14 protein-coding genes are annotated in these 18256 nt (G+C 28.4%); 2 read left to right on the forward strand and 12 right to left on the reverse strand.

Annotation, left to right across the window (positions count from 1 at the left end; translation table 11 throughout):
* Positions 1–8: 8 nt before the first annotated feature.
* From gmd to QK892_RS05670, 7 genes are all read right to left on the reverse strand, one after another.
* Complete coding sequence (gene gmd / locus QK892_RS05640; protein WP_317272555.1) at positions 9–1094, reverse strand: GDP-mannose 4,6-dehydratase; 1086 nt, start codon at positions 1092–1094, stop codon at positions 9–11.
* 26 nt (positions 1095–1120) lie between these two features.
* Positions 1121–2167 (reverse strand): mannose-1-phosphate guanylyltransferase, encoded by a 1047-nt coding sequence (locus QK892_RS05645; RefSeq protein WP_317272556.1) that lies wholly within the window; start codon positions 2165–2167, stop codon positions 1121–1123.
* A 20-nt stretch (positions 2168–2187) separates the two neighbouring features.
* On the reverse strand, positions 2188–3534 hold the full coding sequence (locus tag QK892_RS05650) for a UDP-glucose dehydrogenase family protein (protein WP_317272557.1): 1347 nt from the start codon (positions 3532–3534) through the stop codon (positions 2188–2190).
* 21 nt (positions 3535–3555) lie between these two features.
* Entirely contained in the window at positions 3556–4218 is a 663-nt protein-coding gene (locus QK892_RS05655) for a sugar transferase (RefSeq protein ID WP_317272558.1), read from the reverse strand.
* A 26-nt stretch (positions 4219–4244) separates the two neighbouring features.
* Positions 4245–5021: a tyrosine-protein phosphatase gene (locus QK892_RS05660; RefSeq protein ID WP_317272614.1), complete on the reverse strand. Its 777-nt coding sequence runs from the start codon at positions 5019–5021 to the stop codon at positions 4245–4247.
* Positions 5022–6161: 1140 nt separating this feature from the next.
* Positions 6162–6812, reverse strand: coding sequence for a CpsD/CapB family tyrosine-protein kinase (locus QK892_RS05665; protein WP_317272559.1), 651 nt, complete (start codon positions 6810–6812; stop codon positions 6162–6164).
* A 9-nt stretch (positions 6813–6821) separates the two neighbouring features.
* Positions 6822–7499, reverse strand: coding sequence for a YveK family protein (locus tag QK892_RS05670; protein WP_317272560.1), 678 nt, complete (start codon positions 7497–7499; stop codon positions 6822–6824).
* A 506-nt stretch (positions 7500–8005) separates the two neighbouring features.
* Between QK892_RS05670 and QK892_RS05675 the strand changes: the two genes are divergently transcribed.
* A complete protein-coding gene (locus tag QK892_RS05675) occupies positions 8006–8584 on the forward strand; it encodes a sigma-70 family RNA polymerase sigma factor (RefSeq protein ID WP_317272561.1) in 579 nt (192 codons plus the stop codon).
* Between the two features lie 266 nt (positions 8585–8850).
* Here the strand turns inward: QK892_RS05675 and QK892_RS05680 are convergent, their stop codons facing one another.
* On the reverse strand, positions 8851–9753 hold the full coding sequence (locus tag QK892_RS05680) for an SH3 domain-containing protein (RefSeq protein WP_317272562.1): 903 nt from the start codon (positions 9751–9753) through the stop codon (positions 8851–8853).
* A 271-nt stretch (positions 9754–10024) separates the two neighbouring features.
* Positions 10025–10582, reverse strand: a complete 558-nt coding sequence (locus tag QK892_RS05685; RefSeq protein WP_317272563.1) for a sigma-70 family RNA polymerase sigma factor — start codon at positions 10580–10582, stop codon at positions 10025–10027.
* 303 nt (positions 10583–10885) lie between these two features.
* On the opposite strand from QK892_RS05685, the gene QK892_RS05690 reads away from it, so the two are divergent.
* On the forward strand, positions 10886–11734 hold the full coding sequence (locus tag QK892_RS05690) for a Cof-type HAD-IIB family hydrolase (protein WP_317272564.1): 849 nt from the start codon (positions 10886–10888) through the stop codon (positions 11732–11734).
* Positions 11735–12141: 407 nt separating this feature from the next.
* On the opposite strand, the gene QK892_RS05695 is transcribed toward QK892_RS05690, so the two are convergent.
* From QK892_RS05695 to QK892_RS05705, 3 genes are all read right to left on the reverse strand, one after another.
* On the reverse strand, positions 12142–13737 hold the full coding sequence (locus tag QK892_RS05695; protein ID WP_317272565.1) for a peptide chain release factor 3: 1596 nt from the start codon (positions 13735–13737) through the stop codon (positions 12142–12144).
* A 143-nt stretch (positions 13738–13880) separates the two neighbouring features.
* Complete coding sequence (locus tag QK892_RS05700) at positions 13881–16286, reverse strand: O-antigen ligase family protein (RefSeq protein ID WP_317272566.1); 2406 nt, start codon at positions 16284–16286, stop codon at positions 13881–13883.
* Positions 16287–16361: 75 nt separating this feature from the next.
* On the reverse strand, positions 16362–18230 hold the full coding sequence (locus QK892_RS05705) for an LPXTG cell wall anchor domain-containing protein (RefSeq protein WP_317272567.1): 1869 nt from the start codon (positions 18228–18230) through the stop codon (positions 16362–16364).
* Between the last annotated feature and the right edge of the window lie 26 nt (positions 18231–18256).

The raw sequence follows: 18256 nt of genomic DNA on the forward strand, positions 1-18256 counted from the left end.
TCACCTTCTTACTTTGTCGCTGCTGCTTCGTTTTTTGCAATGAATTCTTGTGATCCTATTCCTGCTATCTCTCTCATATCAGCATCTACCATCATTGAAACTAACCCTCTAAAGCTAACTTTTCTTTCCCAGCCTAGTTCCTTTTCTGCCTTTGATGAATCTCCCCATAAAAGTTCAACTTCCGCTGGTCTAAAGTATCTTGGATTTACATCTACTAATTCTACTCCAGTAGCTTTATCGTAGCCCTTCTCATCTACTCCAGTTCCATCCCATTCAATTTCAATACCAACTTCTTTAAATGCAAGTTCAACAAATTCTCTAACTGTATGGGTTTCATTTGTTGCAAGTACATAGTCTTTAGGTTTATCTTGTTGTAGCATTAGCCACATTCCATACACATAATCTCCTGCAAAACCCCAGTCTCTTTTTGCATCTAAATTTCCAAGTGATAGCTTTTCTTGCTTTCCAGCCATAATTGAAGCAATTGCTCTTGTTATCTTTCTTGTAACGAAGGTTTCTCCTCTTCTTGGTGATTCATGATTAAATAAAACTCCATTACAAGCATATAAATCGTAGCTTTCTCTATAATTTACTGTTATCCAATATGAATAAAGCTTTGCAACTCCATAAGGACTCTTTGGATAAAATGGTGTTTTTTCACTTTGTGGTGCAGTATCTGGAAGCCCTCCAAATAATTCTGATGTTGATGCTTGATAGAATTTGCATTTAACTCCACTTTCTCTTATAGCATCTAAAAGTCTCAAAGTTCCAACTCCTGTAGCTTCTGCTGTATATTCTGGAACTTCAAATGATACAGCTACATGGGATTGAGCAGCTAAATTATATATTTCTGTAGGTTTAATCTTTTCTATTAATCTATTTAAATTAGATGAATCTGTTAAATCTCCATAATGTAAGAATAACTTTTTATTTCCAATCTCAGTATTTTCAAATAAATGATCTATTCTTGAAGTACTAATACTTGAATGTCTTCTTATAATCCCATGTACTTCGTAGTCCTTCTCCAATAATAATTCAGTTAAATATGAACCATCTTGACCTGTTATTCCTGTAATTAGAGCAACTTTTTTCATAAATAATCCTCCGTCTTCTTATTCCCTTAAACAATATTTTTTAATTCTTTAACATTAACAACATTAGCTCTTTGTCCAACTATTATTTTTCCGTCATTTTCGATAACGTATATATCACTTAGTCCTTCAACTATTAATTCATGATTTGAAGAAACTAATAAATTATTTCCTCCCTTTAATGACCTAGCTTGTCCTATCATCACATTACCAAAGTCATCTTTCTCCCTATATCTTTCAATTGCTTCCCAGCTTCCAATATCATCCCATCCAAAATTACTAGGGATTACATATACATCTTTAGATTTTTCTAATACTGAATAGTCAATTGAAATTGCTTCAGTGTTCTTATATTCCTTGTTTATAAAATCTTGTAGCTCTTCTTCTTCAACTTCTTGTATTTTATTAAGAGCTTCAAAAGTATCTGGTGAATACTTACTTATTTCACTTAAGATATTTTTTACTGTCCAAAGGAACATTCCACCATTCCATAAATAATTTCTATCTTCTAAGTATTCTTCTGCTAATTCTTTATTTGGTTTTTCTACGAATCTATCTACCTTTATTACTTCATTTTCTATAATCTTAGTTTTATCATCACTACATTTTATATATCCATATCCTGTTTCTGCCCTTGTAGGCTCTATTCCTAAGGTAATGATTGCATCACCATTTTCTTCAATATAATTATTAGCTTCTAAAATTATTTTTCTAAATTCTTCTTCATTACTAATTAAATGATCTGAAGGTAGTACTACCATTCCTGCATCCTTATAGTATCTATTTATTACAAGAGCAGATAAAGCAATACATGGAGTTGTATTTCTTCCTTCTGGCTCCACAATAATATTTCTCTCAGGTAATTCTGGAAGTTGTTCTTTAACTAAATTCACATATACTTCACCAGTGCATATAAATATTCTCTCCATTGGTATAATAGGTTTAATTCTATTTACTGTCATTTGTATCATAGTCTCATTGTCTATTAAATTTAAAAACTGCTTAGGTTTTTCTTCAGTTGACAATGGCCAAAACCTAGTTCCTTTGCCTCCTGCCATAATCAAAGCACATAACATCCCTCTCATCACCTCTTCTTTTAGAAAGTAATAGCTACTTCTGCTATTTCTTTTTCTTTAATATTTAATACTTCTTTTCTACCAATTGAATAATATTCTACTTCTAAACTTTCAGCTTCACTTATCTCATAGCAATTTCTTCCATCAAAGATAATTGGAGTTTTCATCATATGCTTATAGCATTCTACTCCCATATCTTTTATTTCCTTCCATTCTGTAAATATAAATGCCATATCTGCATCTTTTATTGCTTCAAACGGATTTTCTGTATATTCGATTTCAGTTGGATATTTCTTTTTAAAGTTCTCTATTCCAACTGGATCATATGCTATTATATCTGCTCCCTCATCTAATAATCTTCTTACATTTGGTACTGATGGAGCTTCTCTTAAATCATCTGTTCCAGGTTTAAATGTTAATCCTAACACTGCAACCTTCTTTCCTCTTAGAGAACCAAACTTCTCTTTTGCCTTTCTAAACAGCTTATATTTTTGATTTTCATTTACTTCTATGGCTGCTTTTATAGTTTTTATTTCATAACCATTATCATTTGCTAGCCAATGTAGAGCCTTTGTATCTTTAGGGAAACATGATCCCCCATATCCAATTCCAGCATTTAAGAATTTATTTCCTATTCTCTTGTCATAGCTCATTCCTTTTGCTACGTCTTCTATATTTGCACCAACTATTTCACATACATTTGCAATCTCGTTCATAAAACTTATTTTTAATGCTAAGAAGTCATTTGACGCATATTTTATCATTTCTGCACTTCTTCTATTTGTGCATACTATTGGTTGATTAAATGGATTATATATTTCTCTTAGTATCCTTTCAGCATTTTCTGATTCAACACCTATTACGATTCTACTTGCATGTAAAGTATCTACTACCGCTGTTCCTTGTGCTAAAAACTCAGGATTAGAAGCAACCTCCATATTTATTCCAGTAGCTAGATTTTCTTTTAAAAATTCTTCAATTCTGTCATTAGTTCCTATTGGAACAGTTGATTTTACAACTACTAAACAGTCCTTTTCTACATTTTCAGCAATTTGTTTGCATACCCCAAAAACATAGTCTAAATTAGCAGATCCATCTTCCCTTTCTGGAGTTCCTACTCCTATAAATACTACATCTGCATCTTTATAAGCATTTTGATAATCTGTAGTAAAATCTAATCTTCCTAAGTCAAAATTTCTTTTTAATAATTCATCTAATCCTGGTTCATATATAGGTGAAATCCCATTTTTCATAATTTCAATTTTGTTTGCATCTATATCTACACAAGTTACATTATGTCCTACTTCCGAAAGACATGCTCCTGTAACTAATCCTACATACCCTGTTCCTGCTACAACTATTTTCATAAACTAACCCCCTTAACCTATTTAAGACGCATTCTCATCACCAAATAACACAAAAAATGTTTTTATTATAAGCTTTATATCTAATAAAAAACTTCTTTCTTCTACATATTTTAAATCAAGCTTCATCCAATCAATAAAATCTATATTATTTCTACCTGAAACTTGCCAGTAGCAAGTAAGACCTGGCTTTACTAGTAATCTATCTAGCATCCAACGTTCAAACTCAGCCACTTCATTTGGTAAACTTGGTCTTGGACCAACTAAACTCATATCGCCCTTTAGTATATTTATCAATTGTGGTAGCTCATCAATACTAGTTTTCCTAATGAATTTACCTATATTAGTAATCCTAGGATCCTCTTTCATCTTAAACATTGGACCTGACATTTCATTTTGTTTTGCTAATTTTTCTTTTAACTCCTCAGCATTTGTCACCATAGATCTAAATTTGTAGAGTTTAAATTCCTTTCCATTTAACCCCACTCTTTGCTGTGAAAATATAGCTGGCCCTTTAGATTCTAGCTTTATTAATATGGCCACAATCACAAGTATTGGACTCAAAATAATTAATCCTAATGTAGATAAAATAAAATCTAGTATTCTCTTCGCAGAGTTATATATAACCCTCTCATCTTTGGTTAAGGCTTCAATATTGCTTTCATTTTCTAAGTGTAATTTTTCCATATAAATACTCCTTTCCCGCCTTAACATTATTTATTTTTAAATATACTCAATAACCCTTTTTTTTCTTTTATTAAATTACCTATAAATTTAACTTCATCATCATTTAAAAGTTTTTCACCTGAATCGTTTAAATAGTTAAAATAATTGTTATCCATATTCTTTAAAGCTTTTGCTCCTAAACTCATGTTAGGATTTCTCTTTCCATCCCTATGTGCGTCTGATCCCAAAAAGCTGTATATTCTATTTTTATAGAAAACTTCTGCAGTTTTCTTTACTTCCTTACCAAAATCTCCAGTCACACTGCCCAAATTTAATTGAAATTGAAAGCCTTTATCAATAAACTCGTTTATTAAAGAAGGTTTCTTTATAAAAATGTGATATCTTTCTGGATGTGCTATTACTGGCACAATTCCTTTGAGCTGCAATTCATATAGAATATCACTTACTTCATCTATAGAAAAACTTCTCATATTAAATTCAATTAGCATATATCTTGAATCATTTATTGTTCCAATAAGATTATCTTCAAAATATTCTAACAATTTAATGTTAAAATAAACTTCTTGCCCACAATAAATATCAATATCTAATTCTTGTTCTTTAGCTAAAAGACTAACTTCTTTCGCTTTTTCCTTAACTTCTTTTATAGGTACCTCATAATACCCTGGTAAATAATGCGGTGTAAGTACTAACTTACTAGTACCACCTTCAACAGCCTGTCTTAACATATTCAATGTCATTTCTTTTGACTTAGCTCCATCATCGATGTCCCAAATCAAATGTGAATGTAGATCTACTATAATATCACCCCATTTTTCTTTTTATTTTATGTATTAATTACATATTATAAAATTTATGCTATTTTATACAACAACTACACAGCATAATTGAGAATGCATAATGCATAATTGATAATGCATAATTTATGAAATAATTCAAGCAAGCTAAAGGAATGCATAATGCATAATTGATAATGCATGATTGGTAATGCATAATGCATAATTGATAATGCATAATTGTTGAAATAATTCAAGCAAGCTAAAGGAATGCATAATGCATAATTGATAATGCATAATTGTTGAAATAACTCAGACAAGCTGAGTTATGAAATTTTATAAATTCCTTAGAATTTATTCCTTTATTTTTTCATGCTGATTTCACTTCAGTAAAGAGGCTCTAAGCTATTTCATTTTTTCATTTCGATTTTGCGAATACAAAAGAGAAGCTTCATTCTTTCATTAATTTTAATAAATTCCAGAGGAATTTAATCCTTAATTTTTTCATTCTTTCATGCTGATTTTGCTTCAGCAAAGAGGCTCTTCATTTTTTCATTCTAAAAACTCAGAAAGAGTTTTCACCTTAATTATGCACTTCTTCTAATTGATAATGCATAATTGATAATACATAATTGTTGAAATAATTCAAGCAAGCTAAATGAATGCATAATGCATAATTGATAATGCATAATTTATGAAATAACTCAGACAGCTGAGTTATGAAATTTTATAAATTCCAGAGGAATTTAATCCTTAATTTTTTCATTCTTTCATGCTGATTTTGCTTCAGCAAAGAAGCTCTAAGCTATTTCATTTTTTCATTTTGATTTTGCGAATGCAAAAGAGAAGCTTCATTCTTTCATGCTGATTTTGCTTCAGCAAAGAGGCTCTTCATTCTTTCATTTTCCAAAACTCTGAAAGAGTTTTCACCATAATTATGCACTTCTTCTAATTGATAATACATAATTGATAATGGATAATTATCGAAATAATTCAGACAAGCTGAGTTATGAAATTTATAAATTCCGAAGGAATTTAATCCTTAATTTCTTCATTCTTTCATGCCTCTTTGCTTCAGCAAAGAGGCTCTTCATTCTTTCATTAAAAAACTCCCGTAGGAGTTTTCACCATAATTATGCATTAAGCATTATGCATTATTCATTACAATTACTCTCCGTAATAGTAGTAGTACTTGTTCCTCTTTAAATCGAGTCCATTTAAAACTGTTCCAATTATATTTGCATTAACCTTTCGTAAAAGACTAATAGCATTTTCAACTGAATCTTTTTTGGTCTTTTCTGCTCTTATGACTACTATAGTTCCATCTGATCTAGCAGATAAAATTTGAGAGTCTGTAACAGCTTGCACTGGAGGAGTATCTAAGATTATGTAATCAAAAATCTCCTTTAATTTTTCTAGTAAATTAATCATTGCCTTTGATGCAAGCATTTCAGATGGATTTGGAGGTATTTTCCCTGCTGTTAATATGACTAATCTCTCATTATATTTATGTGTAGCACTATATAAATCAGCCTTTCCTACAATCACATCTGATAACCCAACTAAATTTGAAACTTTGAATTTCTTATGTAAGCTTGGTTTTCTTAAATCACAATCTATTAATAATACTTTTTTATTGTCCTGTGCCAAACATAAAGCCAAATTTCCGGATGTGGTAGATTTACCTTCCCCTGGCTCAGCACTTGTTACGACTATTACTTTGTATTCTTTATCAAAAGATGAATACTGTATATTTGTTCTTAAAGTCCTATAGCTTTCTGACACTATCGATTTAGGTTCTTTTTCAACTATAAACATAACTTCCTCCTAATCTTCCATAACCTTTGGTATTGAGCCAATTACAGGTATGTCAAATTGTCTTTCTAATTGTTCCTTATTTTTAAAGGTATTATCTAAAAATTCTAGTAAAACAGCTAGTCCAACCCCAACCATTAAACCTAGTAAGAAAGCTACTGCTATGTTCATCTTTTTATTTGGGCTAACAGGCTCTTCAGGTAATTCTACAGCTTCTATAATTTTAATATTCCCATTAGAAACTAATTCCTTAGATATTTTTATAAATTCATTAGAAACTCCTTCAATAACTTCTTTAGCCTCTTGAGGAATTTTGCTCTTATACATAATTTCTAGTATCTGTGTATCTGACACTGTAACTACTGTTAAATTATTCAACACTTCATTAGTATCTAGCTCTAAGCCAGTACTTATTAATGCTCTAGAAATTAAATCTTTAGTTTTTATTGTTTCAGAATAAGTCTTCATAAGCTTCTGATACATAAGCACATCATTTTGACTATAACTTTGATTTTCATCTTCAGCTTTCCCAATAAACACTTTAGTACTTGCCTCATACTGAGGCTTAATAACAAAAAAACTTAATGTTGCTGAGACTATAGTTGCTATCAATGTAATTAAAACTATCATTAACCATCTTTTCTTTAAAGCATCGAACAACTCATCTATCCTTATCACTTGCTCTTCCAATTCTTTTCCCCCTAACAAATCACTGTTCATAATTGAATAATTTATATTGTATAAAAATTCATTTAAATAAGAGTTTATCATCATTTCCACATATTGTTAATAATTTAATTTACAACAACTTTAATTTGCCGTTTAATTTAATAAAATATTACATTAAAATTCACATTTTTTAAAGGAAAATATTTCTAATTTTTTTGACATTTTATTTAAGTTCGACAAATTATCTTCTGTTCCAATTCCCTTTATTAATACTTTTTTATAAAAATATTAGTATTTTATCAAAAACATTAAAAATACATCTTATTTTTTGAGTTTTACTTAGTATTTTGTAATTATTTTTTAATTTTTATTATTCGTTAATTTTTATTATTTGTATGTATTATTTTGTTTTTTTAAGCTTCAGACGATTTTCTTAATAAATTCTTATAAATATTCATTTTCATTTTCTCAATTTTTGCTTTTTATAGGTAATTACTTTATGAAATGTATTTTTAGGAGGTTCACTTATGGAAATTTTGATAGAAAAAGCAAAAAACAATGATAAAAATGCTAAAGAAGAAATAATAAAAATGTATTACCCTCTAATAGTTAAGGAAAGTAAAAGAGTTTTTCTAAAGAATAGGAGCTTTGAAGATCTAGTACAAATTGGCATAATAAGTCTTTTGAAAGCAATAAATTTATTTGATTTAACTAGAGGCAGTAAAAGCTTTAGTTCCTATGCACTCTGGAGTGTTAAAAATGGATTTATAACTCTTATAAGAAGTGAAGCTAAATATAGTGATGAAATAAGTCTTAATTCACCTATACCTACTTCCCCTGATAACGAAATTGTTGAAAGTATAATTGATGAAAATGTAGATATTGAAAATCAGGTTACTAACTCTATTATTAATAATAAGGTTTTATCTGCATTAAACAACCTTGATTACGAAGAAAAGGATATTATTATCTTTTTATATATCGCTAACACGCTTCCTAATCTCTCTAAATATTCAAGGTCTAGAAATAAGGATTATTACTATTGCTCTTGCCTAAAGAAAAGGGCTTTAACTAAGCTTAAGCATATTCTTAAGGAATATAAATAAAGTATCAAATGCAGAAATAGGATCTGTCACGACAGTTCATTAATTAAAAATGTAGAATTATTGATGTAATTCGAAACGAATTACTAAAAAGATATATATTTTAGAAACTCCTTGCGGAGTTTCTTCTTTAATTCTACATTTTTCATTATTCATTTTACATTGTGCGACAGCTCCTTAAATTATTATGCTTTTCTTGGAAACAAAGTTCTAAGATAGTGTTAAATAAAAAACGTTTTCTACTAACTCTAACCCAATAAATCCTTATATTATAATTTTGCTAGTAATTCATTTGCTATGGTATTCAAGTTTCCTGCCCAGGTGTTACCTTCACAGTATCTTACATTTACATTCCATACGCTAACTCCATTATAATAATCTCCACCTTCAGTTAGATAGTATTTATCTATAAGTCTAGTTATATAATCAAGACTTTCGCCCCAGTCATTAAAATACCTCCATGAGTTGCCATCTTTCACTCCTCCAAGATTATTATGAGTTCTGGCTAATGAAGATCTTCCATGTCCAGATTCTTCTGAATTAAGAGACATTAGAAATATAGCGTTAACATTATATTCTTTTTCATAATAATAATATGCACTAGATAACGTTTGTAGTGCGCTCCCTTCTAACATCTTATAAATCTGATCTTCAGTTAAATTGCTAAGCTCTCTTAAGTTATTTGGATTATAATGAGGAATCCCTGTAGGCTCTTTATAAACTTCATATGGTGGTTTGTCTTCATATTGTTCTACTAATGGCATATAAATAAAGCCTTCTTCTCCATTGTAATTAACCTTTAACCAATCCCATTGTCTTTCAATTATTTCAAATGTCATTCCTTTTTTAAATACAAATTTAATTTCTGAATTAGTGTTAGGTTCGGCTCTCAAACGTGAATCATCATAAATTACTTGTCCGTATCTTTGATGCTCAGTTTTTAATTTTTGCTCCTCTTCTAGTATTTGCTGTTTATATTCAATGAAGTATCGTTCAACTACAGCCAATCTGCTCATATTATTTATAGGAGTTTGGCTTTCTGATGATAGTTCTATTTGCGCTGATTTTATGTTGTCCATAGCATACGTTTTTGTACTGCTAATTAATTGTACTGGAAACACTGTACTTGTAAATATATATATACTAGCCAAGTATTTCGCTAAATGTATCATTATAACACTCCTTTCATATTTTCTTTTATATCCCTTATTAATCATTAAGGATAATCTATTTCATATTCTTTCCTTATTTGTAATTTTTAAACTAATAACACTGCTTTTATTTCTATAAAATCCCATTTTTTTAAATTAAGTATAAGAATTTTAATTAATCCATGAAATTTTAACTATACAGTTATGATATTTAATAAAAAAAACGTACCCAAAAGCATATAGCCTATAGGTACGGTTTTCTATTTTATTATTTTTTGATTTAAATTACACATTAAAAATTAAGTAAATTATCTTGCAATTTTTTTATTGCTTTATCTTTAATATATCTTGATTTATGATACTCAATATTTTTCTCTTCTGAATATCTCCTTAGAGTTTTTCTCTCAATATAAATAGCTTTAAGTAACTCTCTCTCTTCTTCTTTTAATAAACTTATAGCTGCTTCTAAATCCCTTTTACCCTCTTTTTTAATATAATCCTCTTGTATATTTGTATTCTCATCCATTATCTCTTTGATATCTATAAATTTTGCAATTTCTTTTGATTCCTTATTCTTAAAGTATATTTTAGTAGCTTTATCTATTTCTTTATAAATTGAATTTCTAACAGCTTCTTTTACGTAACTTGGAAATGAATCACTTAAGGTTATATCAAATTTATTTACAGCCTTAATTATTGTAAGTATAGCTATTTGTTTTATATCTTCATCTCCGTATCCATAAATATAAAAACTCATAGCTGTATTATTAATAAGAGGTTTAAACTTTATTATTATTTCTTCTAATGCAATTTTATCTCCTTGCTTTGCTCTAATGATTAAGTTTTTCATAAATAATGGAGCTGTCTAAAATAAATTAAAAATATATAATATATAATATATCAATTTTAAAAAACTCCTTTAGGAGTTTTTACCTCAATTTTACATTCTTAATTATTCATTTTACATTGGGCGACAGCCCACTCCTCCCTTCGATTTTTTATATTCTTATTATAGCAAACATATGTTCGTATTTCTATTTAAATATATCGCAATTTTTGACATTTAAATTTGCGTAAAGATAATATGGTTTCTATTTTTATTCATTTAGATTATACTATTTATATCGATATTTTTTACTTAGGAGGGATATTTTTGAAAAACGATATAAAATTAATATGTATCGATATGGATGGTACATTATTGACAAATGATCATGAAGTGACTGATAGAAATAAAGTAGCCTTAAGAAAAGCAAAAGAACTTGGTGTTAATATAGCAATAACTACTGGAAGATTATTTTCTTCCGCTAAATACTATTCTGATTTAATCGGTATAGATACTGCTGTGATTGCTTCAAATGGAGCTTACATAAAAACTAACTTTAATAATGATACGGTATATGAAACTCCATTACCTAGGGATATAGTCCTTGATATATATAATATAGTTAAAAAGCATGGACTATCAGCAAACTTTAATAGCTGGGATACACTTATTAGAGAAAATGAAATTCCTGATACTCATGCTTATAATATTATGAATAAAGATTTGCCTGATGAAAAGAAAGTTAAATTCCTAATTGATACAAAAAACTTTGCTGATACCCTTAAAAATTTCAAGGGAAATATATTGAAAAGTATAGTTATAGATGAAAAGCCTAATAAGGAAAATCTTTGGGCAGCCAAAAATGAACTTAAAGAAACATATGGTGATACTTTACATGTTGTTAGTTCTGGACGTGATAATTTTGAGGTTATACTTGGAACAACTTCAAAAGGAATAGCTGTTTCACATTTAGCTAAAACTTTAGATATTAAACCTAATGAAGTTATGTGTATTGGCGATTCAGAAAATGATTTATCCATGATAAACTATGCAGGTATTGGCGTTGCAATGGGCAATGGACTTGAGTTAGTGAAAGACCAAGCTGATTATGTAACTGATACTAATAATAATTCTGGAGTTGCAAAGGCAATAGAACACTTTGTGTTGAATGCATAACAGAATCAATGGATAATGCATAATGCGTAATGCATAATTGATGTGAAAACTCCTGACGGAGTTTTTTAATGAAAGAATGAAGAAATGAAAAAATGAAAGAATTAGGGATAAAACTCCTTACGGAGTTTTTCAAACTAAAGAATGAAGCTTCTCTTTTGCATTCGCAAAATCCAAATGAAAGAATGAAAGAGTTGGTAGCCTCTTTGCTGAAGCAAAATCAGCATGAAAGAATAAAAGCTTAAATAAAATTTCATAACTCAGCTTGTCTGAGTTATTTCCTAAATTATGCATTATCAATTACGCATTATGCATTAATTAAAGTGCATTATGCATTAAAAAAACTCCCTTTCGGGAGTTTTCTCATTTATTCTTTCATTTTTTCATTCTTTAATTTTTTAATTCTTTAATTATTCTTCGCTTTTACCTACACCTGAAAGTATTAAACCCTTATTGTGATCTAATGCCCAGTTAATACCCCAGTCATTTTGGAATATAAGGATATTTCTATCTTTGAAGTCTTTAACTCTCTTAGCATCTGAAGTTAAGTTTAGTTTTTCCATATCTATATCTTTATTTTCTATCCATCTTACATATCTAAATGGAAGTCTATCCATCTTTATATCAACATTGTATTCATGTTTTAATCTGTATTCTAAAACTTCGAATTGAAGTACACCAACAACTCCAACTATTATTTCTTCCATACCAACGAATGATTCTCTAAATACTTGGATTGCTCCTTCTTGTGCTATTTGAGTAACACCTTTTACGAATTGCTTTCTCTTCATAGTATCTACTGGTCTAACTCTAGCAAAATGTTCTGGTGCGAAAGTTGGAATACCTTCGAATTTGAATTTCTTTGATGCTGAACATAGTGTATCTCCAATTGAGAATATACCTGGGTCAAATACCCCAATTATATCTCCTGCATATGCTTCTTCTACTATTTCTCTATCTTGAGCCATAAATTGTTGTGGCTGAGAAAGTTTAATCTTCTTACCACCTTGCATATGGTATACATCTGATCCTTTTTCAAACTTTCCTGAACAAATTCTCATAAAGGCAATTCTATCTCTATGAGCCTTATTCATATTTGCTTGAATCTTAAATACAAATGCAGAGAAGTTCTTATCAAATGGGTCTATTTCTCCTACATTTGAATGTCTTGGAAGTGGTGCTGTAGTCATATCTAAGAAATGCTCTAAGAATGGCTCTACACCAAAGTTAGTTAAAGCTGATCCAAAGAATACTGGTGTTAATTCTCCAGTTCTAACTTTTTCTAAGTCTAATTCATCTCCAGCTATATCTAATAATTCAATATCTTCCATTAGTTTATCATGAAGGGCATCCCCTAAAATTTCTCTAAATCTTGGATCATCTACTGAACCTTCAACAGCCTCTACTGCACTTTGTCCATGGTTACCTGCTGAAAAGGCAATAATTCTATTATTTTCTCTTTCATAAACTCCTTTGAACTCTTTACCAGAACCAATTGGCCAGTTCATTGGATATGTTTTTATTCCAAGTTCATTTTCTATTTCTTCTAATAATTCAAATGGGTCTTTAGCTTCTCTATCCATCTTATTTACAAATGTAAATATAGGCATTTCTCTAAGAGATGCAACATGGAATAGCTTTCTTGTTTGATCTTCTATACCCTTTGCTCCATCTACTACCATAACTGCGCTATCTGCAGCCATAAGAGTTCTATATGTATCTTCTGAGAAGTCTTGGTGACCTGGTGTATCTAATATGTTAATACAGTGTCCTCTATAATTAAATTGCATTACTGATGAAGTAACTGAAATACCTCTTTGCTTTTCTATTTCCATCCAGTCAGATACTGCATGAGTTGAAGCCTTTCTAGCCTTTACTGAACCTGCAAGTCTTATAGCTCCTCCATATAATAAGAATTTTTCTGTTAATGTAGTTTTACCTGCATCTGGGTGGGATATAATAGCAAAGGTTCTTCTCTTTTCTATTTCACTTATATAATCTGCCAATGGCTTTTCCTCCTTGAAATTTAAATTAAATTTACTTTAGTTTATCTCATTTCTCTAGTTATTCATTATACCCTAAATGTTAAGAATTTAAAATGAAAATTTATTCCCCAGGGGATTTTCCCCTGGGGTCCTTTTTTTTCCAATTAATTATAAACCCAATATTCAATAGCTTCTTCTAAAAATAGGCTTGATTTGACTTTTATAAAGCCATCTTTAGGAGTATTATGAATTATATTTTCATTGTCTTTGTAGTTTTTATTGTCTTTATTGCTATCTAAAACATTAAAGTAATTTACGCCATTTATTGTTTCTATTCCATATAAAACTAAGTAGTGACCTTCCGTTGTAAAACTTCCTGTTCTCATTAATGCAACTACCATATGTTGCCCATCACTTACTAACCTTTTTATTTTTGTTAATTCATTTCTTTCAAATTTTTGAACATTTAATTTATATTGTGGTTCTTTTACAACTTCATCAAAAAATTCTATTTCCGTATTGTTATTGCAATATTCATTTTCAATAGAGTATTTAGCTAATTCTATTGGATTTATATCTACTTCTTTAATTGTAGATTGAATCATTGCCATAGCTGTAACTCCACAACCTGTTTTTCCTAAAGAATTATCTACTGTTTTATAAGGATAGTTTGTCCACTTTTCATCCTCTTGATTAAAGTATTTAACTTCTTTTTGATATTTTCCATTGAGTAATAAATTATAATCTATATTTTCACTTCTAATATCATCAATATTTTCTTGAAGCTGATTATTCATATATTGAGCTCTTTTATTTAATTCCTCATAGTTAACATAATAAGTAACTTCTAAATTTTTAAGTTTGTATTCAGTATTTTTATCCCCAGTTTCACCATAAAGTTTCATTAAATAATCATAGAGCTTTATATATGCACCTGGATAAAATCTTTCTCTTTCCACTACATTCTCAGCATATTTTAGAGCTGCTGCATATTGTCCTAAGGATTCATGTAAATATGATAAATTCCATTCCACCATTGGATCATGAGGATTTATCTTTTTACTAATTTCAAGTAGTCCTATTCCTTCTTTTAAATAGTTATTATCATTAGTTTTGTCATATAGATTTTTCTTAGCTTGAGCTCTATTAAAGTAGCCTCTATAATCTCTTTTAAAGGATATATTATTTGAAAAACTAAATATCTTATCAGCTAAATTTGTATTGACATCTATTAAGTAATTTCCTATTACTATGCTTGTCTCGAATACTATAAAATAAATAGCCACAGCTGATATACCTATATATAAATACTTACTTATACTAATAGCTTTATCTTTACTATCTTCTTGATTGATTTTCTTTTTTTCTAATGACTCTACCTCCCCCAAAACTATTAACATCACAAGAATTATTGGAAATGTACTAAAAGCTAAATCAAAATCTAGTAATGAATGTAATAAGATAGTTAAGTAGGCTAAGATTAAATAATTTTTACTTTGATTCTTACTTTTAATTAGCTTAAATAAGCCTATTAAAATTATAGTAATAAAAATTATTAAATTAATTATTCCTGTATCATATGCTATTTGTAAAAATGAATTATGAATATATTTAACATCATAAAAGGCTGTAGCATTATCAAATAATTTATATTGGAACATATTTATTCCATTTCCAAAAGGATGCTTTATAATACTACTTACTGAATCTCCATAGTAAACAAATCTTTCTTGAAAGGTTCCATCAGTAAATGAAATACTTTTTAGTCTGTTAAAGGTACTGCTGTTAGTTACAAATAATATTATTACGCCTAATATCCCTAAAATATAATATAGTTTATCTTTATGCTTGTAATTTTTAATTAATATATAGAAAATTACTACTATTGGTAATATAAATATCGCTGTTAATCTCAATTTATCTAAAATTATATATAATACCACTCCTAATGCAATTGGCTCTAAGGATAATATTAATTTCATATTATTATATTTTTTATCTCTATACATTTTATATACGATATATAGTGGAGATAAAATAATTGTAGTTCTTGAACCTGTAAATAATAAACCTATAAATAAAATTATTTCTATAGTATCTGTAAAATTATCATTATTTCTAACTTTATTCAAGTAAAGTCCAATTAATAGTAATACTCCATAACTATTGGCATATCCAATATTTCCAAAAACTCTAATGCCTTGATATAAACCATGATAACAGATATAAAATATACATATAGCAGACATTGATAAAAGAATATACTTTAATATTTCATCTTTATTTTTCTCGATAAAAACATAGCTATATATTAAGTAGTATATAGCCATAGTTAAATATAAAAAGCTTCCTGAAATACTTTCAATATAAGGTGAAACAATTATTTGAGATATAAATATTGAAAGCCACATTATTATTAAAATTAAAAAGTACTTGCTCTCTTTAATTTTACTTTTATTTTTTATAATGAAAATGCTCCCCATTAAAAACAAAATTAAAGAGCCTAAGTTTTCTTTAAAAACTGAAGTTAGTACTATAAAAGGTAGTATTCCTATTATTATTTCAAACATAATTTGTCTCCTTATTTTAAAAATCCATGCAATAGATTTTTCTAAAGCATGGATTTATAATTATTCTACTTTAAATTAAGCATGTTTTCTTTTTCTAAAGAACATAGCTCCACCAATAGCTAACATTCCTACTGCTAAAACTAATATTGTAGTATTGGATACTCTTGCTCCTGTTTCAGGTAATTGCCCCTTTCCAGCTCCAGTTTTATTATCTGTAGAAGGTTTGCTTCCATTAGCTCCTTCATTTGCTGGAATTTCTTCATTATCTGTTTCTATCTTTTCTGCTATTACATATTTAGAGAAATGTGAAGTTTTAAAAGTTACTTCATTTCCATTAACTGAAGTTTCCATTTCTTCAAAAGCTTTAGTTGAATCATTATAATAGTAAACTACTATCTTATCTCTATTAAACCCTTCAAAGTCTTTATCAGTTAAATTAAGCTTGATTTCAACTAATCCCTCTTTAAAGTTATGGATATTTGTTGTTCCATCTTCTTTATTAATGATTAAGTTAAAATCAAATACCTTATTAACTCCTTTGATATTTTTAACTATATCTGAATTCTCTATAATATCTAACTTAATAGTAACATCCTTAGCCCCTTCTAAAAGACTCTTATCTATTGTTGATAATGGTAAATTAATTTCAACTCCATTATCTGTTGTTATATTTAATGATCCATTACCATTTTTAATAGCTTCTATGTCTTTAACAACTACTTCTATGTTCTTTGTTCTTTCTGTAGTTTTAACAGGTATTTCATTTTTCTCATTTGGATTAATTTTAGGTACTTCTGTAACTACTTTATCTTCTGAAGGTTTTGTACCACCATTATCTCCTGGATTTGTTGGAATAGTTGGATTTTCAGGTTTACTTGGTTCCTGTGGATTTGATGGTTCTTCAGGAACACTTGGAATAGAGTTTTTGTTTTTTTGAAGCATTATAAATCCATTATATTTAATAAATATAACACTATCATCATATGAATAAATTCTATTAGCATATGGTATTGAGCTTAATTGAGTGGTAACATCATATTTAGGTGATAATTCATCATTTTCTATCTTACTTAAATATGCTTTATCATTCAGCTTTTGAATGTACCAAGAGTTACTTGAATTTATATTGTAATACTGAGAATTTTGTGCTAATTCATAGCTCTTAACTTTTTTATATTCTCCATTTTCTAATTTATACTTATCTAAAGAGTTATTTTTAGATATATATATATAATCATTTATATTAGTAGCATTATAAACTCCTTCTCCAGCCTCTCTTTTCACAACTCCTTTAGATGACATTTTTCCATTTTCAACTGTAATAGCATCAAAAGTTGTAAAGCTATTATCTACTTGATCAAATATTAATAATTTTTCATTACTATTATTATAAAAACCTAAAATTTCTTTATAATTCTCATATGGACTTATATATATGTAATCTTCAGATAGAACTCCTTTTAATTCTTTATCAACATTATCTTCTATAGCTCTATAATAAATTTTAAAATCAATTATATCTTTCTTCTTAGATATATAGTTCATATTTATAGTTACTTGATTTTTATCATCCTTATATACTTGGCTATTGTATGGAAATACCCCATTAACTTTTTCCATATTATCGATACTGATATTTAAATTGGTTTTTTCATTAATTCTATCTAAGTATTTTTTTATTGCTTCTTTATTTATAATTTGACTGTTTTGATTTTCTATATTATTTACTGATTCTTGTTCCCAATCTGATCCACTAAATTCTCTTAACTTACCAGTATTAAAATCATATTCTAAATAAATATTATCTTGGTCAAAATAGTCCATTGATATTTTCATTTTAGCTACATCTGTAATATTACTTTCATTATACATTTGAATAGTATAATAATTAGAAACTTCTTTTAAAACCGTTTCTTTACCATGCTCAATCAGTGAAATAATCAACTTCCTTCCATCAATGGTTTGTTCTT

The sequence above is a fragment of the Clostridium lamae genome, from assembly GCF_033043255.1.
Taxonomy (GTDB): domain Bacteria; phylum Bacillota; class Clostridia; order Clostridiales; family Clostridiaceae; genus Clostridium; species Clostridium lamae.

Bases quoted from the DNA above. Each gene is read 5' to 3' on its own strand.
- gmd (WP_317272555.1), bottom strand. From the start codon at position 1,094: ATGAAAAAAGTTGCTCTAATTACAGGAATAACAGGTCAAGATGGTTCA.
- QK892_RS05645 (WP_317272556.1), bottom strand. From the start codon at position 2,167: ATGTTATGTGCTTTGATTATGGCAGGAGGCAAAGGAACTAGGTTTTGG.
- QK892_RS05650 (WP_317272557.1), bottom strand. From the start codon at position 3,534: ATGAAAATAGTTGTAGCAGGAACAGGGTATGTAGGATTAGTTACAGGA.
- QK892_RS05655 (WP_317272558.1), bottom strand. From the start codon at position 4,218: ATGGAAAAATTACACTTAGAAAATGAAAGCAATATTGAAGCCTTAACC.
- QK892_RS05665 (WP_317272559.1), bottom strand. From the start codon at position 6,812: ATGTTTATAGTTGAAAAAGAACCTAAATCGATAGTGTCAGAAAGCTAT.
- QK892_RS05675 (WP_317272561.1), top strand. From the start codon at position 8,006: ATGGAAATTTTGATAGAAAAAGCAAAAAACAATGATAAAAATGCTAAA.
- QK892_RS05680 (WP_317272562.1), bottom strand. From the start codon at position 9,753: ATGATACATTTAGCGAAATACTTGGCTAGTATATATATATTTACAAGT.
- QK892_RS05685 (WP_317272563.1), bottom strand. From the start codon at position 10,582: ATGAAAAACTTAATCATTAGAGCAAAGCAAGGAGATAAAATTGCATTA.
- QK892_RS05700 (WP_317272566.1), bottom strand. From the start codon at position 16,286: ATGTTTGAAATAATAATAGGAATACTACCTTTTATAGTACTAACTTCA.